The sequence below is a fragment of the Aegicerativicinus sediminis genome, from assembly GCF_015476115.1.
Classification (GTDB): Bacteria; Bacteroidota; Bacteroidia; order Flavobacteriales; family Flavobacteriaceae; genus Aegicerativicinus; species Aegicerativicinus sediminis.
Genome location: NZ_CP064295.1, coordinates 4,042,901 through 4,065,510, shown reverse-complemented (window position 1 = coordinate 4,065,510; position 22,610 = coordinate 4,042,901). Strand labels below are relative to the sequence as shown.

Genomic DNA, 22,610 nt, shown 5'->3' with positions numbered 1-22,610 from the left:
AGCCTTTAGGCTGGGGTTTTTAATACCTGTTAATATCGTTTGCTGCAAGGAAGTCTTCTTTCCCTATAGTTCCATATTCGTTAGAATCATAATCCATTAAGAGCTTCCACTTAGTTTCTTTAGTGAGTATGACATGAAATTTTCCAAAATAGAATTGTGGATCATTTATGCCAGTTGTAACGGTTAATTTATAGATACCCCTTTCCGAAGCCCTACCTTCAGAAGAAATTCGCTCAGTAAACCGGAATTCAATCTTCAAAGTCCGTTCGTCATCCGTCCAATTTTCAGCTAATTGATTAATATATTTTGATTTATCCTTTATCGATTTATTATTCCCGCTCACTCTGATAAAATCTTCGTGGTGAATGCCTCCAAAAAGTGAGATATCCTTCATTGCATAAGCCTGGGAAAATGGCTCCCAAATTTGCTTATTTATTTCAAGGAAATCATTTTTGGTTTGGCCAAACATGATTAGGTGAATAAAAATTAAAAAGGAGCTTATTTTAAAAGTCTTCATGTGAAATCAATTTTTCAATATATTCGACTATTTCTGAATAACTTGTTTTGTAGTTAAACCAATGAACAGCGTCGTTTTTCCTTAACCAAGTTAGTTGTCGTTTTGCATAACGTCTAGAGTTTTTCTTAATTTCGGAAATAGCGGTTTCAAGGTCTGTTTTCTCGTCTAAATATTCAAATAATTCTTTGTAGCCAACCGTGTTTAATGCATTTAAATTTTTGTGTTGCAATAGCTCCCCCACTTCATCAATTAGCCCTTCTCTAATCATCTGATCCACTCTTTTATTGATCCTATTATAGATATCTTCTCTTTCCCCAGTTAGGCCTATATAAATAGGGGTGAAATTTCTTTCAATTGGTGATCCCGTAAGAAAGGACGAATATGGCTTTCGGGTTCCAAGGCATATTTCCAAAGCTCTTACAATTCTATGTGGGTTATTTATATCAGCATTTTGATAGTAATACGGGTCCAATTCATTAAGCTTTTGTTGTAGAGGTAATAAGCCTTGGTTCTCCAAAATCTTCATTAAATCCTTCCGGATTTTTGGATCAACCTCAGGAAAATTGTCCAGTCCTTTTACTACTGCTTCAATGTAAAGCCCAGAACCACCGGCCATTATCAAAATATCATGTACCCTAAAAAGCCTTCCAATTCTTTCAATAGCTTCACGCTCAAAATCTCCAACTGAATATTTGTCCTTTATTGAAATATGCTGAATAAAATGATGAGGTGCCGCATTCAACTCTAGGTCTGAAGGAACGGCGGTCCCTATCTTCATTTCTTTATAAAATTGCCTAGAATCTGAGGAAAGAATTTCGGTGTTAAAATGTTTTGCAAGTTGAATTGATAGAGCAGTTTTACCAATTCCCGTTGGGCCTACAACTATAATTAAAAACTTAGTCATTGCTTAGTTTATACCCGCAATTGTAGCAATATTCAGCTCCATCCTTATGATTGTCAGCCAAACAATTTGGGCAAGATTGAGAATTTAATTGTACGGATGACATAGGGTTTAGGGCAGCATCATTAGGTTTTTGACCTTTTGAGGAATTCGTTTGTGAGGTGTATTCAGATGCTACTATGCCCGTTGGTACTGCTATAATACCGTAACCCAAAATCATTATTATGGTGGCAATAAACTGCCCTAATGGAGTGACCGGTGCAATATCGCCAAAGCCAACCGTTGTAAGGGTAACAATGCACCAATAAACACTTTTAGGGATGTTACTAAATCCATTTTCCTCTCCCTCAACCAAATACATTATGGTGCCAAAAATTACTGCCAGAATCATTACCGCGAATAGAAATACCAAGATTTTAGCTCGGCTTGCTTTAAGGGCATTTATCAGGTAATTAGATGCTCCGAGAAATCGAGCAAGTTTCAAAATCCTAAACACTCTTAATAATCTTAATGCTCTTAAGGCTACGAGAGCATGGGTACCTGCAATTATTAGCGAAAGATATTTAGGTATGGTTGAGAGTAAATCAATGACGCCGTAAAAACTAGTGACATATTTCATCGGTTTCCTAACACAAATTATTCTTGCGATATACTCAAACGAAAACAATATTGTAATTATCCATTCGCCTGCATCTAGGACGGAATGCCAACGTTGATCTATATGCTTTATGCTTTCTAGCATCACTAGTATGATACTTGCGATAATAGCTATCAGCAGTATAACATCGAACAGTTTACCTTCAGGAGTGTCAGCCTCATAAATAATTTCATGAAGACGATCTCTCCAATCTTGTTTTTTTGGTGTTGGCATATCTCCAAAAATAAGATTTTAAATTTTTTCAAGTATTATAAAGCTGTTCTTTCCTTTTAATTTATCGAGCACTTTAAAATAGAATCTATTTTAAATACCTATAAGTTAAAATCGGGTCGAGTAACATTTCTTTGTTCTGAACTAAACTAGGCTTGGAGATTGAATATTAAAAAGTAGGTTAGAAGGAGCAGGAGGTGGGCTTGTCTTTCATTCTAATTCGATTATTTTATAATTTTTATTCTTACGTAAATAGGCTTGTATTAAAAAAAGATTAGAATTTCTTGGTTCAATTTCTGAAATGATTCTTTCTAGAATTGATTTATTTTTTAGCTGATAATTCAAATCAATAAAACCATATCCTTTAACGGCGTTATTCTCTAAATAGATAATCCCTTTTTCTCCAATCTCTCGTCCTTTATCCACAATTGCTAAAGATCTACCATGAAGTTTATAATCGTCTAGAAATAACTGAAATCTTTTATTATACTCATTCGGTCCCTCATCTCCAATACAAGCACCATTACACTGATTAACATGGTAGTTAAAACAACCAGTTTCAGTAGCTTTTATACCACATAAGTCCATGCATAGTTGGTATTTTTCGATAAAAGTGTTTAACCAATAGTTTCCAGACCTTTTATCATTAAAACTGGTTATGGGATTCTTCTTTTGGGAATAGGCGTCTAAATATAAATTATGATAGCCAGCACTATCTGTTGAAGTGTAAAGAGCAAATTTAGGTTTTGCCGGAGTTGCTGTCTTATTGAAAAGTGGATTATTCTTTTTTATCTCTTCATGATATACCAAATGTGATATCATCTCATTGCCACAGCTGTCATAAGTTACTGTAGCAATTAATTGTTGAATTTTCTGGGAAAATGGATCAATGTCAGTTAAAATCTGGTTGATTTTTTGCTTGATGTTATTACTTCTGCCAACATATATTATCTCACCATTAGTATCATGGATGTAAAACACACCAATTAAAATAGGCAATGCGTCAATAATGTCTTTATGAGCCTTTTTTAGACTGTATGCGGATTCAACGTTTATGGCATCTTTCACAATATATTTTTCTAAATCCTTTGTAAGCAACATTTTGAAGAGTTTAACCGTCGCAAGGGCATCTCCCTGAGCCCTATGTCGATCACTTACCGGGATACCTAGAGACCTTGCCAACTTACCTAAACTGTAGGAAGGTTGCCCTGGAATAAGTGTCTTGGCTAATTCCACAGTACATAACGATTTTCGTTTGTAACTGTAACCTAGTCGTTTAAATTCGGTTCTAAGGATTCTGTAATCAAAACTTGCGTTATGAGCAACCAATACACAATCTTCAGTTATTTCTATAATACGTTTGGCAACCTCGTAGAATTTAGGTGCAGATTTTAACATGGTACTATTAATTCCAGTTAAGTTGGTCACGAAAGGTTGAATTTCTCTTTCAGGATTAACCAAACTAATAAACTGGTCTACCACTTCATGTCCATCAAATTTATAGATTGCAATTTCTGTAATACCTTCTTGATTGTACTTTCCGCCTGTGGTCTCTATGTCTAAAATTGCGTAAATCGGTCTTTTTTAATGCGTTAACTACCTACGTCCATTAAATCAAATATAATTGAATTTTTCGCAGGCAAATACCTCTAATTGTAATTTCGTTCACCAAAAATAGTACTGCCTATTCTTACCATATTACTTCCACATTCTATAGCAAGTTGGTAATCTCCACTCATTCCCATAGAGAGGATCTCCATATTAAAATTAGATTTGGATAATTCCTTGAATTCTTCAAAGGTGTCTTTTAGATAGGTAAACTCTTCTTTGATTACCGATTCATTTTCTGTAAAAGTTGCCATTCCCATCAACCCCTTAATATTAACGGCTTTAAGTTCCGCAAATTCAGCTGAGGAAATAACGTTTAAAACGTCTGCTTTATCCATTCCAAATTTTGAATCTTCCTTGGCTATTTTAATTTGAAACAAACAGTCTATTATGCGTTCACTTTTAATGGCTTGTTTGTTTATTTCTTTTAAAAGCTTAAAACTATCTACACCATGGATGAGATGTACAAAGTCGGTCATGTATTTTACTTTATTCCTTTGCACATGCCCGATCATATGCCATTTTATATCTTTAGGTAACTGTTCATATTTTTCTACCATCTCCTGAATTTTGTTCTCTCCAAAATGACGATGGCCTGTATCATAAGCTTCCTGAATATCTAATAATGGTTTTGTTTTACTAACGGCAACAAGAGTCACATTATTTGCTAATTCGTTTTTTAACTTGACTAAATTATTTGTAATTGACATTTTACTCCTCCTATATTATTATTCCGCTTCTTAACTAAAGATCATTATATTCAATATTGAAGTATTTTAAATTGAATCTAAGAATTTGTATTACCATTGATTTGGGTTTTTAAAATTGTCCTAAACCAAACTTCAAATTTTTGTATTAAGGCAATTTCAGTACCAACTTCGACGCAAAAGTTTCTAATCGATTATAGTAGACTTAATATTAAGAGCTAAACATTTTTGAAATTTTTTCAGCTTTCTTAGAATCACTATAATCATAAAACCCTTCACCTGATTTAACTCCTAATTTACCTGCCTGAACCATATTAACCAACAATGGACATGGCGCATATTTAGGGTTTTTAAAACCGTCATACATTACATGTAAAATAGAAAGACAAACATCTAATCCTATAAAATCAGCCAATTGTAACGGACCCATTGGATGGGCCATGCCTAATTTCATTACTATATCAATTTCCTTTACTCCAGCAACTCCATTATAAAGGGCTTCTATGGATTCGTTAATCATTGGCATTAAAATTCTGTTTGCCACAAATCCTGGATAATCATTTACCTCAACAGGAACTTTTTGAAGTTTTTCAGATAATTCCATAATTGTTTTAGTAGTATCATCGGAAGTGTTATAGCCCCTAATAATCTCAACCAATTTCATTATGGGTACCGGATTCATAAAATGCATGCCTATGACCTTATCAGGTCTAGAAGTTGAAGCTCCTATTTTTGTGATTGAGATTGATGAGGTATTAGTTGCAAGAATAGTATCCTCAGGACACATCTCGTCTAACTGCTTAAAAATAGAGCATTTTAAATCGATATTTTCAGTAGCCGCCTCTACTACTAAACTGGCATATTCTATACCTTCGTTTAAATTACTGTAGGTTGCAATATTTGCTAATGTAGCCTCTTTTTGTTCTTCATTAATGCTGCCCTTGGAAAGCATACGATTGAGGTTAGATTCAATCGTTGCCATACCCTTTTTCAAATTTGCGTCATTGATATCAATTAATTGAACTTTAAAACCGTTTTGCGCAAAGGTGTGCGCAATGCCATTTCCCATTGTGCCAGCTCCAATAACTGCTACGTTTTTCATTTTAATTTTATTTTCTAATGGTTGAGGTTGAAAGATTATCTCTTATTGTTTGTTTGACAAATTTCGTAAGAATATTACAAACCTCAGAGTAGATCGTTAATTAACACATACACTCTTTTAAGCAACAAGTTATATTTAAAGAAAAAGCCACTTTGAAAACTAAGTGGCTTTTAATTAAAATTGTTTACTATGCTAAGAGGATACGTCTTCCCTTATTAAGTTTATCATTCTATCAAGTTCATGGACTATTCCTTCATCACTGCCCATAAAACCGATAGCTTTAAATTTTATACGTCCATCGGGTCCAACAATAAATTTCGTTGGGATGCCTTTAACTTTATAATCTTCAATGACCTCATATGATCGACTTCCTTCCTCAACAGGTGTGTCCATAAGCACATTAAAGGTGTATTTATTGCTTTCAATAAAGTTTCTTACCTCTTTCTCACGTTTTTCAGGGCTAAGAGATTCCCATGAATCAATAAAAACAAATTCTACATTGGGGTCATCCTTATATTTGTTCACTGCCATTTGCATACCTGGAAATGATGCTATACATGGACCGCACCAAGTTGCCCAAAAGTCGATAATAAGAATTTTACCTTCAAAGTCATTTAAGGCAACTTCCTTCCCTTCCAAATTAAGTAAATTAAACTTTGGCGCTTCTTCATCAATAATTTCTTTGCGAAGTTTAGCTATCGCCTTTTCTTCAGCCTTCTTTTCAAGGCTATCTAAAACTTCTTTAAAACCTTGTTCCGAACCATTGTTTGCAACATAAGCCTCCTTAAAATAATCCTTGATTTTTGCAGTTGATTGGTCTTCTGAAATGAACTCCATGGATGCTTCTTCAGCTTTTTTGAATTGTTTGTCAGCAACCAAAAATTGTATATAACGTTCGTTTATATCTGCATTATTACCCTCGCCAACGGCTTGTTTCTGATACTCAACAGCCTCCTTATAATTCCCTTGCTTGTAAGATATTAAAGCATAAGTATCCGCGAACATATTATATTGTGCATCAAGGTTCTGCTTATATTGACTTTCGGTCATATAAATTGGTTTATTTTCAGTTAAACCCTTTGCCTTTTCGATTACATTTAATGATTGCTTAGACACCTTTGAAGCGAAATCTAAGTTCTCACCTTTCTCAGCCATTGGCCAGGCAACACTGTTGTATATTGAAGCTTTTTGTGAATCATCGTCGGGCATTTCAGCCATTATTTCTTCAAATTTTTCAAATTTGCTCGAATTAGCATAACTCATGGCAAGTACCCGAATTAAAGTAGCTTTTTGACGAGAATCTGTAAAGCGAGTTTTGTTTTCCAAATACATTGCTTCTTTTTTCTCAACATCCTTTTCTGCATTTAACTTTTGATAGAACTCACTGAAGGCAAAATTTCCCGATGGATATTTAGAAATTGCCGAATTCCGAACCTCCGTTGCTAAAGAATCTTCACCAACTAATTGATAAAGAAAAGCCATTTGACTTAATTCACTTTCAGCCAGCTCCGATTGAGAATTATATACGGCTAACTTTTCTTGTATTAATTTTTTGCCTTTCTGTTTATCTTTCATATTTAGCATCTGAAGGTAGGTGTTATACCAAGATTCCAGCTTATCAGAGTTTCTTGCAATTTCTTTCTCATAAATGGATAAAATAGTATCCTGCTCAATTTCAAGGCCTTGCTGTTCGCCATATCGCGCGTAATAAGTTGCCACATCTCCCATAGAACCGGATAATAATTCGCCACTTTCGTCATATAAAGGAAATAAATATCCACTGTTCTCATTGGTGTCGTATTCTTCTCCATTTTTATATACAAAGGCTATAAACCTTGCAGAATCTGGAATTTTAAAACGACTAGAGTTAACACCTTCCGAAGTACTGAATTCTAAATCCACAGGATAAAAATTATTGCCAGCATAATAGTAATACAAGGCATTTAATTTATCTGATTCCCCAGAATACTTTAAGGTAAGTGAATCACCTGGTTGGGGTTTTGCTTTGGAAATAAATAGGTTTCCTAACTCTTTACCAGAATCACTTTGATACTTATCAGACTGTTGGCAACCAAACATGAGAATCGCAATAATAATTGGAAAGTAAATTTTCGGTGTTTTCATAAATTATTTGTTAGATGTTGGCAGAATGTACAAATTAATGCAGTGTTAAATGTTTATATTATGTTATAATCTGGTGTGAGAATATTGAATTAGGAAATCCTAAAATTGAGAAATGATAAGATTTGCAATTTTTAGCGCTTTGGTGCCATCTTCTAACGTAACTATTGGTGGGCGGTCCATCCTTATAGCTTCTGCAAAACTTTCCAATTCCTCCAAAATTGCATTGTTTGGCAATATTTCTGGGTTATCGAAATAAATTTGCTTCGAAAGTCCCTCTGCATTACGAAGAATCATATCAAAATCACCAGGTTCTTTGGGTGCATCTTTCATTTTAACAACTTCACACTTTTTCTCAAGAAAGTCTACCGAAATGTAGGCGTCTTTTTGAAAGAATCTAGTTTTACGCATGTTTTTCAGGCTTATTCGACTTGCGGTTAAATTAGCAACACAGCCATTTTCAAATTCTAAGCGCGCATTAGCGATATCAGGAGTTTCGCTTATTACTGAAACACCACTTGCAGACACCGACACTACTTCAGATTGAACTACGCTTAAAATAATGTCTATATCATGTATCATTAAGTCTAATACAACAGGGACATCGGTTCCTCTAGGGTTAAATTCGGCTAAACGGTGGGTTTCAATAAACATCGGGGTGTCAATTTTATCCTTAACAGCCTTAAAGGCAGGGTTAAAGCGTTCAACATGGCCTACTTGGCCCCTTAAACCATGGTCTGCAAGTAATTGCCTAATGTGCTCCGCCTCATCTACAGTATTGGTAATTGGCTTCTCTATGAAGATATGTTTTCCCTTTGCAATTGCATTCTTTGCACAATCATAATGCGAAAGAGTAGGGGTAACTATGTCAACCATATCTACGGCATCAATTAAATCATCCATCGATGGGAAGTATACATAGCCAAACTCTTCAACAACCTTTTTTGCTTGATTGGCATCGGGATCATAAAAGCCAATTAATTCGTATTTATCTGATTGGTTGAGTAATCTCAAATGGATTTTGCCTAAATGGCCAGCGCCTAAAACACCTGCTTTGAGCATTTCAATAATGTTTTCAACAAATCTAAAAATTTTTGGTCAGTAAAATGGTCTCATCCTAGATAGATAAACCATGTAAATAACTTAATCGGATATTTTAGTTTCCTGCTTAATAATGATATTTTATATTTATAATCAAAATAATCTTCATTGACAGATACGTTTAAACATAAGGGTCTGCGTCAGCAATTGGTTAAAATTGTGGAATCTAAAGGTATTAAGGATCAAAATGTTTTGGATGCCATTGGAAAGATTCCAAGACATTTGTTCATGGATTCTGGCTTTTTAGATCATGCATACCAGGATAAGGCTTTCCCAATTGCCGCAAATCAAACAATTTCCCAACCGTATACCGTAGCTTATCAAACAGAACTCCTGCAAATTTCGCCTGGGGATAAAATCCTTGAAATTGGTACTGGAAGCGGTTATCAAACAGCAGTATTATTAGAAATGGGAGCGAAGGTATACAGTATTGAACGTCAGCAGGAATTGTTTAAGAAAACGAGTAAATTTCTTCCATCCATTGGCTATCGAGCTAAAAAATTAGTTTTCGGAGATGGGTATAAGGGTATGCCGGAAGAAGCACCATTTAAGGGAATAATTGTAACTGCTGGTGCTCCCGGAGTACCAAAGGCCTTACTTAGTCAATTGGAAATTGGTGGGCGATTAGTGATACCGCTAGGTAAAAAAGTGCAAACTATGACCCTCTTTATCCGTAAAAGTGAAAAGGATTTTGAGAAACATGAATTCGGTGAGTTTCGATTTGTGCCCTTGTTGGAGGATAAAAATTAAATTTAAAAAATACTTGATGAAAACATCGAAGATTATTGCCGTCGGAATTATGATGTTTTATGGTTCAATTAGTTTTGCCCAAAAATTAGATGTCAATCAATTAGATCGACTTTCTGGGAAATACGGTTTTGAGTCTTTACCAGAATTTTTTGAAATGCTTTCTGTTGCAAATGATGCGGTTTACCCAGAACAGGTGGAAAACAATATACATTGGGCAACTAAAGCTTTAGACAAGAGAGGATTTTCGACTGAAATCCTAAAAACCACCGCTACACCTCTATTGCTGGGGGAAATGGATTTTAGTAAGGCCAAAAAAACAGTATTGTTGTATTTTCATATGGACGGTCAGGCCGTTGATACCTCCAAATGGTTTCAGGAAAATCCATATAAAGCGGTCTTGAAAAAACTTTCAGGAGTAAATTGGGAAGAGATTGAAACTCCAACTGACGCGGATCTTATGATTCCGGATTATCGCATTTTTGCTAGATCTGTTTCCGATGATAAAGGGCCATTAATGATGTTTTTAAAGGCGATTGATATTCTTAAGGCAAATAATATTGAGCCTGAATTCAATATTAAGGTGATTTTAGATTTTGAAGAGGAACAAGGTTCTCCTAACCTTCCATCCGCAGTTGAACTGTATAAGGACAAATTAATTGCTGACATACTTCTTATTTTTGATGGACCATTACATATTACCAATAAGCCTACCTTGGCTTATGGGGCAAGAGGAATTGCAACAATGTCTATAGAGGTTTTTGGACCGATTGCTCCGCAACATAGTGGTCATTATGGCAATTATGCTCCAAATCCCGCTTTAAGGTTGTCACAATTACTGTCATCGATGATGTATGAGGATGGGAGAGTTGCCATTAACGGTTGGTATGATGGAATTACAATTTCAAATGACGAGAAAATTATATTAGCCAGGGTTCCTGATGATGAAGAAGCTATCAAAAAACGATTGGGCATTGCATCTACAGATAATATTGGTAGTAACTACCAAGAGTCATTACAATACCCCTCTTTGAGTATACTTGGATTAAAATCGGGTTGGGTAGGTAAGGAAACAAGAACAATTATACCTGCCACAGCTATAGCAGAACTTAATATTCGATTAGTCAGGGAAAGCGATGGAAGACGAATGATAGATTTGGTAAAGCAACATATTGTTAAACAAGGTTACCATTTGGTTGATAATGAGCCTACTGAAATTGAAAGAGAGCAATTTTCTAAAATTGCAAAATTTGATGCTTCCTTGGCTTATGCTGCATTCAGAACCAATATGGATTCTGAAGCTGGGAGATGGTTACGAAAATCTATAAAGAGCGCTTTTGGTGAGGAACCAATAGAAATTAGAACAATGGGAGGTTCGGTTCCTATTTCTCCATTCGTTCAAGTCTTGGGGATACCTGCAGTTGGCGTGCCTACGGTTAATTTAGACAATAATCAACATAGCCCTAATGAAAATCTCCGGTATGGTAATTATATAAATGGTATTAAGACTATTACCTCTATTTTACAAACGTCGATTACTGACTAAAATGATTTATTAATTCTATCTAGTCTTCTTTTACTTTCCCTATCTTTAATAGAATCTCGTTTGTCGTATAGTTTTTTACCACGAGCCAATGCAATTTCTAATTTTGCCAAGCCATTTTCATTAATATACAAGCGAAGTGGAACAATGGTTAAGCCTTTAGTTGAAACATCTTTTTGTAGATTTTTCAATTCTCTTCTATTTAACAGAAGTTTGCGCTCAGCTTTTGGTCTGTGGTTGTAATGTGTACCGTGACTATATTCTTCAATAGTCATGTTAATCACAAATAATTCTTCCTTATCATTAAATTCACAAAAGCTTTCAGCAATCGAGGCTCTACTATTTCTTATAGACTTAATTTCAGTTCCCGACAAAACAATCCCAGCGGTATATGTGTCCAAAATTTCATATTCGAATTTGGCACGTTTATTTTTTATGTTAACCTTGTTTTGCATGGTGTGCAAAAATACAAATTGTTATTGCATTATAAACCTGAACGGAATGATATCCGCCATTTGTATCTTTGTGAAAAGTAAAATTTTAAAAGTGAATTATAGACAATATTTGATTGCTGCACTAATTCTTTCCTGTCTGATTTTTATAGTAGGTTGTAAGTCAACAGATAAAACAAAATCGAAATCTGAACAAATTATTGATAATGCTTTTAAAGCATCAGGTAGTGCCTTAATAGAAAATAGTACTATTGAATTTAATTTTAGAGATCGCTTGTATAGAGCTAAACGTAATAATGGACGGTTTAAATTTGAGCGTGAATTCCAGGACTCTACTGGAACAGTTTTAGATGTATTAACTAATGAAAGATTTCATCGTTTTATAAATGATTCAATTGTGAATGTTCCAGATTCAATGGCAGTTAAATACCAAAATTCGGTTAATGCGGTACATTATTTTTTGGTATTGCCACTTAGTTTAAAGGATAAGGCAGTTAACTCAGATTATTTGGGGTCTACTACTATTAAAGGTCATTGTTACGATTTGGTAAAGGTTACGTTTGATGAAGTGGGTGGTGGAGAAGACCATAATGATGAATTTCTGTATTGGTTCAATTGTGAGACACATTTAATAGATTACATGGCTTATTTATATTACACCGACGGTGGGGGAATCCGGTTTAGGGAGGCAATCAATCAAAGAAATATAAGCGGTGTTATTTTTAACGATTATAATAATTATAAGCCTAAAAAAGAAATAGCTTTAACCGAATTAGATAGTCTTTTTGAAGCTGGACAATTAGACCTATTGTCTAAAATTGAGAACCAAAATATTTCAGTTGAGTTAATCGATAGACAGTAGTTGTGTGCTTCTCTCTCCGTTGATTATTGTGACAATATAAAGTCCCGCATTATCTGAATCATCCATTTCTGAATATTTCTCTTCCCCTAATAACGCATTGGCAAATTGGGGAGTAGTATTGCTGTGCCCAACCACCATTACTGTTTTGCCTGTAGTTTCCTTTTGAAATTTCTCATCGTTTAAGTTTTTGGCATCGTATAATTGAATTTCCAAATTATTTTGGTTTGCCAATGGCTGAGCTGTTTGCTTGGTTCGAGTGTAATCCGATGAATAAATAGCATCAAAATCAACATTTTTTAAAGTATTTGCCCATTTCTCTGCTCTTTTTAGACCTTGTTCAGTTAAGCTTGGATCTGAATTGTTAGGATTCGAACGGTCCTTTTCTGCATGACGAATAAAATAGTATGTTGTGATGTCTTTAGAAATAGGTTGGGTTGTATCCGAGGATAATTCACTGTGGTTTTGGGCACAACCGTAAATTGTGGTAAGAATTACTAAAAAAAATAAATGTCTTGTAAATTTAAAGGCCATGTTATAATTGTTTTATTGGCTTTTAAAATTAAGACTTTTATCTTTACGTTATAAGTTTAGAAATCCGAATTATACTGTATCGACTACCGCTGCTTCTGAAACAATTTCTACTCCAGATGAAGTCCCTATTCTTTCAACACCTAAATCGATATATTTCATGGCTGTTTCATAATCACGAATTCCGCCAGAGGCCTTAATTTTGGCTCTATCTTTAACCGTTTTTCTGATAATTTTCACAGCTGTAAGTGTTGCGCCACCTTTCGAAAAACCAGTGGAAGTTTTAATGAAATCAGCATTAGCATCCAGGCAAATCTCACAGGCTCTTATAATTTCATTCTTAGATAAATTAGAAATTTCAAGAATAACTTTTAAAGGGTGTTTGCCTATAGCCGCCTTTACATCGCTAATATCCTTAAGAAGAGAGACATAATTCCGACTTCTTAAAAATCCCATATTTATCACCATATCAATTTCGTCGGCACCATTGGTTATGGCATTTGTCGCTTCAAAAACCTTTGCTTCAGTAGACGATGAACCAAGTGGAAAGCCAATAACTGTACAAACTTTTACGATAGAGTTTTTCAATAATTGGGAAGCAAGTGGAACATAACATCCATGGACACAAACTGTTTGAAACTCATATCTTTTGGCATCATTGCACAAGGCAATGATGTCTCCTTCCGTTGCAGTCGGGGATAAAAGGGTCTGATCTATATATCTATTAATCTTCATGGGGAGTGTAGGTTAAATTAATTTGAAATGATTATTGTTATACTAGTAATTTTTTTACACTTTATCGCAGATTAGGGGTGTTTTGTCGAGGGACAAGATACAAATTTATCAATCTGATAAACTCTTAAAAGATTATAATTATTGCCTAGAATTGGTTAAAATTTTTCAAAATGGAATATAAAAAAAGACAGTCCAAACATAATTGCTTGAACTGCCTCACACTAACCAATCAAATTATTATGAACGTCCTTTCGGACAATTTACATTAGTCGCCTAATGTAACTTTTAAATATTTTCCGCAACTAGGTTGTCTTGGTTTCTAAATACAAGGTTGTCATCAAATTCATCTAGCAAAATGATACTGTCATGGGTAACCTTTCCAGATAACAATTCTTTACTTAGTAAATTCAATACATCCTTTTGTATTACTCTCTTAACTGGTCGGGCACCATATTCAGGATGATAGCCTTTTTCAGCCAAATAACTAATTGCCTCCTCCGTTGCATCAAATGTAATTCCCTGATGGGAAAGCATTTTTTTGAGTCCTTCTAATTGAAGTTTTACGATTTCTAAAATGTTTTCTTTCGTTAATGGCGTAAACATGATTGTTTCATCAATTCTATTTAGAAACTCTGGACGTACACTTTGTTTTAATAAACCAAGAACTTCAACTTTTGCTGCTTCCATTGCAGATTCTATATCTTTGGTTGCTTCAAATTTTTCTTGTATTATGTGACTTCCCATATTGGATGTCATTATAATTATGGTATTCTTAAAGTCTGCAACTCTACCTTTATTGTCTGTTAATCTACCTTCATCTAAAACTTGAAGGAGAATATTAAATGTATCTGGATGTGCTTTCTCAATCTCGTCTAACAGAACAACTGAATAAGGTTTTCTTCTAACCGCCTCAGTTAATTGTCCACCTTCGTCATACCCAACATAACCTGGAGGTGCACCAACCAACCTGCTAACAGCATGGCGTTCTTGATATTCACTCATATCTATTCTCGTAATAGCATTTTCATCGTTGAAAAGATATTCCGCCAAGGCCTTTGCCAATTCTGTTTTACCAACACCAGTTGTACCCAAAAATAAAAAGGTACCAATTGGTTTTTGTGGATTTTGAAGACCTGCCCTGCTTCGTCTTACTGCGTCGCTTACCGCCATAATAGCCTCTTCTTGTCCGATAACTCTTTTGTGAAGTTCATCTTCAAGTTTCAAAAGTTTTTCTCGATCGCTTTGAAGCATTTTTGTAACTGGTATTCCAGTCCATTTGGCAACCACTTCAGCAATATCCTCATAGGTCACCTCCTCTTTTATCAAAGAATTGCCAGATTGATTGTCTTGTAATTCTTTCTGAAGTTTATCTAATTCCTCTTGAGCTTCCTTGATTTTGCCATACCGGATTTCCGCTACTTTACCATAGTTGCCTTCCCTTTCTGCTTTTTCAGCTTCTAGACGGAAATTTTCAATGTCCAGTTTTGTAGACTGAATTTTATCGACCACTTCTTTTTCACTTTTCCACTTGGCATATATTTCATTCCGATCTTCTTTAAGATTTGCCAATTCCGCCTGAAGGACTTTTAATTTAGCCTCATCTTTTTCGCGCTTTATCGCTTCAATCTCAATTTCTAACTGCATGATCTTGCGATCTAAAACGTCCAACTCTTCTGGCTTGGAATTTATTTCCATTCTAATTTTAGAAGCAGCCTCGTCCATTAAATCAATGGCTTTATCAGGTAGAAACCGGTTTGTTATATAGCGTTCAGATAATTCCACAGCTCCGATAATAGCCTCATCTTTAATTCTAACTTTGTGGTGGTTTTCATACTTTTCTTTTATACCCCTAAGAATAGAAATGGCGCTTTCGGTATCAGGTTCATTGACCATAACTTTTTGGAATCTTCTTTCTAAAGCCTTATCCTTTTCAAAATATTTTTGATATTCATCTAAAGTTGTGGCCCCTATTGCTCTTAATTCACCTCTAGCGAGAGCAGGTTTTAAAATATTAGCGGCATCCATAGCGCCTTGTCCACCACCGGCACCAACCAATGTGTGGATTTCGTCTATGAATAGTACAATATCGCCTTCACTTGTTGTAACCTCTTTTACAACCGCCTTTAGACGCTCCTCAAATTCACCTTTGTATTTTGCGCCTGCAATTAAGGCGCCCATATCTAAGGCAAAAATTTGTTTTTCCTTTAAATTTTCAGGAATGTCCCCATCAATAATACGATGTGCTAATCCTTCTGCAATTGCAGTTTTACCAGTACCTGGCTCACCTACTAAAATTGGGTTATTCTTGGTTCTTCTTGATAAAATTTGAAGTACGCGACGAATTTCTTCATCTCTTCCAATAACTGGGTCCAATTTTCCATCTCTAGCCAATTCATTTAGGTTCTTTGCATACTTATTTAAAGAGTTGTAGGTGTCTTCTTGACTCTGGCTCGTAACCCTATCCCCCTTACGCAATTCTTCAATAGCAGCTTTAAGCTGTTTCTCGGTTGCTCCTTGATCTTTTAGCATTTGGGCAATTTTGCTGTTAGATTTGAAGATTGCAATCAAAATATGTTCTATTGAAACATATTCGTCCTTCATGTTCTGAGCTAAAATTGAGGCTTCGTTTAGCATTTTACTAGCCTCCCTAGATAGCATTATTTCTCCTCCAGATACTTTTGAATAGCTTTCCAATTGTTTATCCAATGCCTTCTCAAGGACAGGTACATTTACCTGTAATTTTTTTAGAATGTATGGAAGAACGTTCTCATCAACCTCAAAAATAGCTTTAAAAATGTGCTCATTTTCAATTTGCTGATGACTATAAGCCTGGGCAATTTGTTGTGCCTTTTGTATGGCTTCCTGCGATTTTATGGTATAATTATTAAAATTCATTTTCTTATCGTTGTGTTTTTTCTTATAATTTGTCAAATATCTTACCACTCAAAATCAAAGGACAAAATGTCTGAAAATAAGAGTAATAACCTGACCTTTCGTCAGTTTGTAAGGTTTGAAAATGTTGACCTACTAAGGATTTTTTAATTAAAAAATTATTGATTTATGGCGCTTTTTAAAAAGCTTTTTAATACTGATTCAACTAAAACTATTCGTAATGAATTTAATTGGACTGAATTCTCGACTGAAAATCAATTAAATTCCATTATTCAAGATTCGCATAATGGCACCCAGATGCTTTTTAAGCACTCAATTAGATGCTTTACTAGCTCAATGGCCAAAAAACAGTTTGAGAAATCTTATTTAGAAAACAATACTGAACTTAAATTTTACTATTTAGATGTTATAGCCAATCGCCAATTGGCTAGGATTGTTGCAGATAGATTGCATGTCAGGCATGAATCACCTCAATTATTAATTATTAGGGATGGTAAGGTAGATATGCACGCCTCCCATAGTGACATTTCCCAGTTGCCCCTACAAATAGCATAAGCCAATTTTTATTGATCAACTTTATTTTATTGGGATGGAACAAAATTTTAATTAACTTCATAGCAACAACCAATTTAACCTTTAATAATGAAGATTTTAACTCCATTGCTCCTACTCACTATTTTTAATTTTTCTTGCAAGGAAGTAAAAGAAACTGAGGGGATAGTGATTGAGGAGCCCGATACCGTATTGGAAGTAGCTCAAAAACCTATAGAAAGAAATATGTATATCGATGTTCACCATTTGGGTGAAGGTAATGTTTCAGCGGAGGCCGTAGCTGATGCCCATACCAAAGATTTGGCAACACAAGATAAATATGGTGTAAAATTTATTGAATATTGGGTTGATGAAAAAAATGGAAATGTTTATTGTGTTTCACAATCGCCAAGTCCCGATGCAATAACAGAAACCCACAAACATGCCCATGGTTTAGAACCTAATGATGTGGTTCTTGTAACGGATGGTATGAAAGCAGGCCTAACGGGCAAAACTAAATTATTTTTGGATATACATGAGTTGGGAGCCGGAAACGTAACAGCCGACGCAGTGGCTGAGGCGCACCAAAAGGATCTTGAATTTCAAGAGGAAAATAATGTAAATTTTATTAATTATTGGGTTGATGAAAAAAATGGTATGGTGTATTGCCTGTCTGAATCTCCCAACTCTGAGAGTGTCATAAAAACACATACAGAAGCACATGGTTTAGTGCCTAAAGAAGTTATAGAGATAGTAAGAGGAGAGTAATTTTTACCTTGAAAGTATGATATTAAAAAAGCCCTTTAAAAAGGGCTTTTAATTTTTCTATCTCATAGCAATTCCTACACGATAGTTTCGGATAATATCTTTTAATTTAAGTTTAAGGTTTTGTCCAGTATCATAAACCATTTGTTCATTAGAAGGGAATGGAACTTGTCGATTATTGATATGACTTATATCCTCACTAGTAAGCGCTCTTTTATCGCCAGTATAGCTGGCATATGTATTAGTAAATATGAATTCACTTTCTAAGGGAAAAGAATTTATTAGGTTTTGGGTTTTGTTGTCATAAAAACTAACATTAGCCAATATTTGGGTCGCTTTATTTTGATTGAATTCTATCAATCCGGCTTTTACCTTCACAAATTTATCCACCTTAATTTCTTTCCCTGAACTATCTTTTTTTATTCTATAACCATCTTTAATTTCTTTCTCCCTAAGTACGATTCTTTGGGAGATTTGTTCTGGAGCAATATTGATTCTACGTAATTCTAAATCCATATTATAATCATATACCAAATTTTCATCAGTATTAGAGTGAAAAGCTGTCCAAAAGTCATCCAAGCCATAGGAATCAAAATTCAATAAATTTTGTTCTAATTTTTCAGGAATCATTTGATCCGTGAGATTACTTATTTTAACATACACATGATCAGTTCCTCTGGCATAGGCCTCATCCATATGCGCACGAACGTTTTTATAGTTGGGATTTATTCGATCTACATATTGCAGTAATTTGAAAGCCTCGCGAATTACCCCTTTGTCATTACTTTTTAGCATGCCAACAGCTTGATTATACATATATTCAGCCGTTTTTTCTCGATAATCAATTAATTCACCGTCAAAGTTGGAAAACCTTAACTCTAATGGCTGGCCATTATATTCTAAAGGTAAAATTGGTTTTATGATATCTTGTCGTCTGTCAAGAGAGGCATAAATCTCATATATCGTTCTGTATAGTTCTGGATTTCCATCTCTTTTTAGGTGAGAGATTTCTGCAAGGTCGCGTTCTTCAGCCTTAATAAAAGCATCTCCAAGCATTGCAACATATTCTTGTTTTCTTCTAGCATTTTTGTTTGTTTTTAGCTTGTCTAAGGCTTCATTGATGGCGTGGTCGTAATTTCCACTATGTAAGGCCCGCTCCACATGTTTGCGTCCGCTACAAGAAACAACAAGTGAAATAAATACTAGTAGGAGTAGTAATCGTTTCATAATTTTAAGATTTAGGGTTAGTTTGTTGTTAATTCCAAATATGATGCCAAATAGACAACAAAAAACCCTCAGACTAATGCAAGAGGGTTTGGATTAATGCAGCTAATATAATAATTATTTCTTTTTACATCGATAAAATGCCTTAAATTTACGTTTAAGTGATAAATTATGATGATTGTTGTTGATTTAGGTCAAAAGAAAAACCCTTAAAAACTTAAGGGCTGTAAGAAGAAATTTGTCTGGGAAATTACTTTTTGAATACAGGAAGTAACTGAGTGGAGATTTCTCCAAAGCCAATTCTTGTTCCATCTTTTTCACAATGGCCCCTCATAATTACTGTGTCGAAATCTTCTATAAATGTACGTTGCTTACCATCCTTTAAAATGATAGGTTTTTCACCTTTCCAAGTCAATTCAAGCATAGATCCATAAGAATCCGGGGTAGGCCCTGAAATTGTTCCACTTCCCATCATATCGCCTGAATTTACAGGGCATCCATTAATAGTATGATGAGCCAATTGCTGAGACATATTCCAGTACATATATTTGAAATTCGTCTTACTTACAACTAATTCTTTAGCGGATTTAGGTCTTATGGCCACTTCTAAATGTATATCGTAACTTTTGCTTCCTTTATACTGAAGATAAGGAAGTTGCTTTTTAAGAGGCTTTGGACCCGGGACTCTAAAAGGTTCTAGGGCATCCAGAGTTACAATCCACGGGGAAATTGATGAAGCAAAATTCTTCGCCAAAAATGGGCCTAAGGGCACATATTCCCATTTTTGTATATCTCTTGCAGACCAATCATTCAACATTACCAGGCCGAAAATATATTCCTCGGCCTCCCCGATAGGGATAGGTTCACCAAGATCATTAGCATCAGTAGTTATGAAAGCCATTTCCAATTCAAAATCCACCATTTTTGAAGGTGAAAAAATTGGAGTATCACTATTAGGAGGTAAAATTTGTCCTTGTGGTCGGTGTACCGGTATTCCGGAAGGAATTATTGAGGAACTACGACCATGATAACCCACCGGAATATGAAGCCAGTTGGGTAATAAGGCGTTATCTGGATCCCTAAACATGCTTCCCACATTGGTAGCATGTTCAATACTTGAGTAAAAATCGGTATAATCCCCAATCTGTACTGGTAACTGCATTTCAATTTCATCTAACCTGAAAAGAATACGTTCCTTATGTTTAGTATTGTTTTTTAGCGTTTTGTTATTGCTATCAAAAATTTCTGCAATTCTATTTCGAACGGCTCTCCATGTTTTTCGACCATCTGCGATAAAGTCGTTTAAAGAATCCTGCAGAAAAATATCATCTGTTAATGCAATACCATCAAAATAGCCTAGTTGGTGTAAGGCCCCAAGATCAATAGCGGTATCACCTATGCGGGTTCCAATGGTTATAATATCATCTCTTGTAAGAAATACCCCAAACGGAATATTCTGTATAGGAAAATCGGAATTTTTACTCACATGCAACCAAGAGGTTCTATCAGGATTATTCGCTGATACAGACATAGTTTTTGGTTATTAATTAATAGTTAAGTATAATTTCAAACCTACATAAATTTTTTTATTCTCCTAAAAGAATTGGATTAAAATGTAAAATGTGAAATTTGGTTGATAACTTCTAATAATTTCATTCTACCATTATAGATTTTGTTAAGTATTAAAACAATGTATTTTCTATTTTTGAAAAAATTTTTTTGAAACCTAAAATTATGCAAAGAGACGAGCAGATTTTTGAACTTATTGCCGCTGAAAAAGAACGTCAGTTAAACGGTTTAGAATTAATCGCATCAGAAAACTTCGTTAGCCAGCAGGTTATGGAAGCTGCGGGATCAGTTCTTACAAATAAATATGCTGAAGGATATCCGGGTAAGAGATATTATGGAGGTTGTGAGGTTGTGGACGAAGTTGAACAAATAGCGATTGAAAGGGCAAAAACTTTGTTTGGGGCAGAATGGGTTAATGTTCAACCACATTCTGGAAGTCAAGCTAATACTGCTGTATTTGCTGCCTGCCTTCAACCCGGAGATAAAATTTTAGGTTTTGATCTTTCGCACGGAGGACATCTTACCCATGGCTCTCCTGTAAATTTTTCTGGTAAATTGTATTCCCCTGTATTTTATGGTGTTGAGAAGGAAACAGGGACACTCAATTACGATAAAATTCAAGAAATTGCTTTAAAAGAAAAACCACAATTGATTATTGCTGGGGCATCTGCCTACTCGAGGGATCTTGATTTTAAAAGGTTTAGAGAAATTGCTGATAGTGTTAATGCTATTTTAATGGCCGACATTTCACATCCGGCTGGCTTAATAGCAAAGGGAGTTTTAAATGATCCTCTTCCCCATTGCCATATTGTAACAACTACTACCCATAAAACATTGCGTGGCCCTAGAGGTGGTATGATAATGATTGGTAAAGATTTTGACAATCCATTTGGGTTAACATTGAAAAATGGTTCCCTCAAAAAAATGTCATCATTATTAGATTCAGCTGTTTTCCCAGGAAATCAAGGTGGCCCATTGGAGCATATAATTGCAGCTAAGGCGATAGCTTTTGGAGAGGCATTAACAGATGACTTCATGCATTATGTGGTTCAGGTGAAGAAAAATGCAAATAGAATGGCAGAGGCTTTAGTATCCAAAGGTTATAATATTATTTCTGATGGAACCGATAATCACATGATGTTAATTGACCTTAGAAATAAGGATATTTCTGGTAAGGATGCAGAGCAGGCTCTTGTAAAAGCAGATATTACTGTAAACAAAAATATGGTGCCTTTTGATGATAAATCACCATTTGTAACGTCTGGTATTAGGATTGGTACAGCAGCCGTTACCACCCGTGGATTAAAGGAATCAGATATGGATTTAATAGTTGAGCTGATTGATGAGGTAATCTGTAATCACACAAACGATACAAAAATTGAGCAGGTTGCTGAAAAAGTTAATGCATTAATGGGGGAGCGACCCTTATTTGTAGGTTAATTTTTTAGCAGAACGGATTCAAATTAAATAAGCCTAACACTCCAAGAACCAATGCAATATCGCCTACAAATACTTTGTATGGTTGTATGCTATTTGATAATTTAAATAAAAAGTCACCAATGCCTGGTATTTTGGAGAGTCTCTGTGGTAGAAGCAATAAGCCACATGCAATACCTGTTAAACTGAATAAAATACAATGAAATTTTAGTAGAAACAGAATCCCCAAAATCATTGTAACTATTCCAATAATGGCAGAAAATGGGGTAAGTTTTTCGGCAACTTTATTGAAAAAATTGCTTTTTCCGTCGAGCCTATCTAGTGTGGTAATAGCCAACAGAATGCCAGCGCATATACAAGCGATTTCAAAAATTAGTCCAAGCATAATTGACACTTTTAA

21 protein-coding genes are annotated in these 22,610 nt (G+C 35.0%); 6 read left to right on the top strand and 15 right to left on the bottom strand.

All coding sequences use genetic code 11. The features are described 5' to 3' along the window. Positions 1 to 19: 19 nt before the first annotated feature. The 8 genes from ISU00_RS17505 to ISU00_RS17470 form a co-directional block, all read right to left on the bottom strand. A complete protein-coding gene (locus tag ISU00_RS17505) occupies positions 20 to 469 on the bottom strand; it encodes a Cif family virulence factor (RefSeq protein WP_228851964.1) in 450 nt (149 codons plus the stop codon). Between the two features lie 34 nt (positions 470 to 503). Then, positions 504 to 1,421, bottom strand: coding sequence for a tRNA (adenosine(37)-N6)-dimethylallyltransferase MiaA (miaA, locus tag ISU00_RS17500; RefSeq protein ID WP_228851963.1), 918 nt, complete (start codon positions 1,419 to 1,421; stop codon positions 504 to 506). Then, positions 1,414 to 2,289, bottom strand: a complete 876-nt coding sequence (locus ISU00_RS17495) for an ion transporter (protein WP_228851962.1) — start codon at positions 2,287 to 2,289, stop codon at positions 1,414 to 1,416. The genes miaA and ISU00_RS17495 overlap by 8 nt, the downstream gene beginning before the upstream one ends. Before the next feature lie 207 nt (positions 2,290 to 2,496). Beyond that, positions 2,497 to 3,843: an exonuclease domain-containing protein gene (locus ISU00_RS17490; RefSeq protein ID WP_317174358.1), complete on the bottom strand. Its 1,347-nt coding sequence runs from the start codon at positions 3,841 to 3,843 to the stop codon at positions 2,497 to 2,499. Between the two features lie 92 nt (positions 3,844 to 3,935). Beyond that, positions 3,936 to 4,604, bottom strand: a complete 669-nt coding sequence (locus tag ISU00_RS17485; protein ID WP_228851961.1) for a YggS family pyridoxal phosphate-dependent enzyme — start codon at positions 4,602 to 4,604, stop codon at positions 3,936 to 3,938. 208 nt (positions 4,605 to 4,812) lie between these two features. Continuing rightward, positions 4,813 to 5,703: a 3-hydroxyacyl-CoA dehydrogenase family protein gene (locus tag ISU00_RS17480; protein WP_228851960.1), complete on the bottom strand. Its 891-nt coding sequence runs from the start codon at positions 5,701 to 5,703 to the stop codon at positions 4,813 to 4,815. A gap of 192 nt (positions 5,704 to 5,895) precedes the next feature. After that, positions 5,896 to 7,827 (bottom strand): TlpA disulfide reductase family protein, encoded by a 1,932-nt coding sequence (locus tag ISU00_RS17475; RefSeq protein ID WP_228851959.1) that lies wholly within the window; start codon positions 7,825 to 7,827, stop codon positions 5,896 to 5,898. 99 nt (positions 7,828 to 7,926) lie between these two features. Continuing rightward, the gene (locus ISU00_RS17470) at positions 7,927 to 8,886 is read right to left on the bottom strand and encodes a Gfo/Idh/MocA family protein (protein ID WP_228851958.1); all 960 of its coding nucleotides are present in this window, start codon (positions 8,884 to 8,886) and stop codon (positions 7,927 to 7,929) included. Between the two features lie 147 nt (positions 8,887 to 9,033). Between ISU00_RS17470 and ISU00_RS17465 the strand changes: the two genes are divergently transcribed. Together ISU00_RS17465 and ISU00_RS17460 are read left to right on the top strand one after the other, a co-directional pair. Then, a complete protein-coding gene (locus tag ISU00_RS17465; protein WP_228851957.1) occupies positions 9,034 to 9,675 on the top strand; it encodes a protein-L-isoaspartate(D-aspartate) O-methyltransferase in 642 nt (213 codons plus the stop codon). A 16-nt stretch (positions 9,676 to 9,691) separates the two neighbouring features. Further along, positions 9,692 to 11,218, top strand: a complete 1,527-nt coding sequence (locus tag ISU00_RS17460) for a M20/M25/M40 family metallo-hydrolase (protein ID WP_228851956.1) — start codon at positions 9,692 to 9,694, stop codon at positions 11,216 to 11,218. Here the strand turns inward: ISU00_RS17460 and smpB are convergent. Next, positions 11,215 to 11,670, bottom strand: coding sequence for an SsrA-binding protein SmpB (smpB, locus tag ISU00_RS17455; protein ID WP_228851955.1), 456 nt, complete (start codon positions 11,668 to 11,670; stop codon positions 11,215 to 11,217). The two genes, ISU00_RS17460 and smpB, sit on opposite strands and share 4 nt — an antisense overlap. 91 nt (positions 11,671 to 11,761) lie before the next feature. On the opposite strand from smpB, the gene ISU00_RS17450 reads away from it, so the two are divergent. Then, positions 11,762 to 12,529: a DUF6503 family protein gene (locus ISU00_RS17450; RefSeq protein ID WP_228851954.1), complete on the top strand. Its 768-nt coding sequence runs from the start codon at positions 11,762 to 11,764 to the stop codon at positions 12,527 to 12,529. Here ISU00_RS17450 and ISU00_RS17445 read toward each other — a convergent pair. From ISU00_RS17445 to clpB, 3 genes are all read right to left on the bottom strand, one after another. Next, complete coding sequence (locus ISU00_RS17445) at positions 12,512 to 13,060, bottom strand: SixA phosphatase family protein (protein WP_228851953.1); 549 nt, start codon at positions 13,058 to 13,060, stop codon at positions 12,512 to 12,514. The two genes, ISU00_RS17450 and ISU00_RS17445, sit on opposite strands and share 18 nt — an antisense overlap. Before the next feature lie 69 nt (positions 13,061 to 13,129). Continuing rightward, complete coding sequence (deoC, locus tag ISU00_RS17440) at positions 13,130 to 13,792, bottom strand: deoxyribose-phosphate aldolase (RefSeq protein ID WP_228851952.1); 663 nt, start codon at positions 13,790 to 13,792, stop codon at positions 13,130 to 13,132. A 285-nt stretch (positions 13,793 to 14,077) separates the two neighbouring features. After that, entirely contained in the window at positions 14,078 to 16,687 is a 2,610-nt protein-coding gene (gene clpB / locus ISU00_RS17435) for an ATP-dependent chaperone ClpB (RefSeq protein ID WP_228851951.1), read from the bottom strand. 165 nt (positions 16,688 to 16,852) lie between these two features. Between clpB and ytxJ the strand changes: the two genes are divergently transcribed. After that, complete coding sequence (gene ytxJ, locus ISU00_RS17430; RefSeq protein WP_228851950.1) at positions 16,853 to 17,239, top strand: bacillithiol system redox-active protein YtxJ; 387 nt, start codon at positions 16,853 to 16,855, stop codon at positions 17,237 to 17,239. Positions 17,240 to 17,326: 87 nt separating this feature from the next. Beyond that, positions 17,327 to 17,983: a DUF4242 domain-containing protein gene (locus tag ISU00_RS17425; protein ID WP_228851949.1), complete on the top strand. Its 657-nt coding sequence runs from the start codon at positions 17,327 to 17,329 to the stop codon at positions 17,981 to 17,983. A gap of 57 nt (positions 17,984 to 18,040) precedes the next feature. Here ISU00_RS17425 and ISU00_RS17420 read toward each other — a convergent pair whose 3' ends face one another. Together ISU00_RS17420 and fahA are read right to left on the bottom strand one after the other, a co-directional pair. Beyond that, positions 18,041 to 19,207, bottom strand: coding sequence for a hypothetical protein (locus ISU00_RS17420; RefSeq protein ID WP_228851948.1), 1,167 nt, complete (start codon positions 19,205 to 19,207; stop codon positions 18,041 to 18,043). A 247-nt stretch (positions 19,208 to 19,454) separates the two neighbouring features. Continuing rightward, positions 19,455 to 20,735, bottom strand: coding sequence for a fumarylacetoacetase (gene fahA / locus ISU00_RS17415; RefSeq protein WP_228851947.1), 1,281 nt, complete (start codon positions 20,733 to 20,735; stop codon positions 19,455 to 19,457). Positions 20,736 to 20,938: 203 nt separating this feature from the next. Here fahA and glyA point away from each other — a divergent pair, with 203 nt between their 5' ends. Then, positions 20,939 to 22,213, top strand: a complete 1,275-nt coding sequence (gene glyA, locus ISU00_RS17410; protein WP_228851946.1) for a serine hydroxymethyltransferase — start codon at positions 20,939 to 20,941, stop codon at positions 22,211 to 22,213. A gap of 4 nt (positions 22,214 to 22,217) precedes the next feature. Here the strand turns inward: glyA and ISU00_RS17405 are convergent, their stop codons facing one another. Next, positions 22,218 to 22,595 carry a hypothetical protein gene (locus ISU00_RS17405; RefSeq protein ID WP_228851945.1) on the bottom strand — a complete coding sequence of 126 codons (378 nt, stop codon included), beginning with the start codon at positions 22,593 to 22,595 and terminating at the stop codon, positions 22,218 to 22,220. Positions 22,596 to 22,610 lie beyond the last annotated feature (15 nt).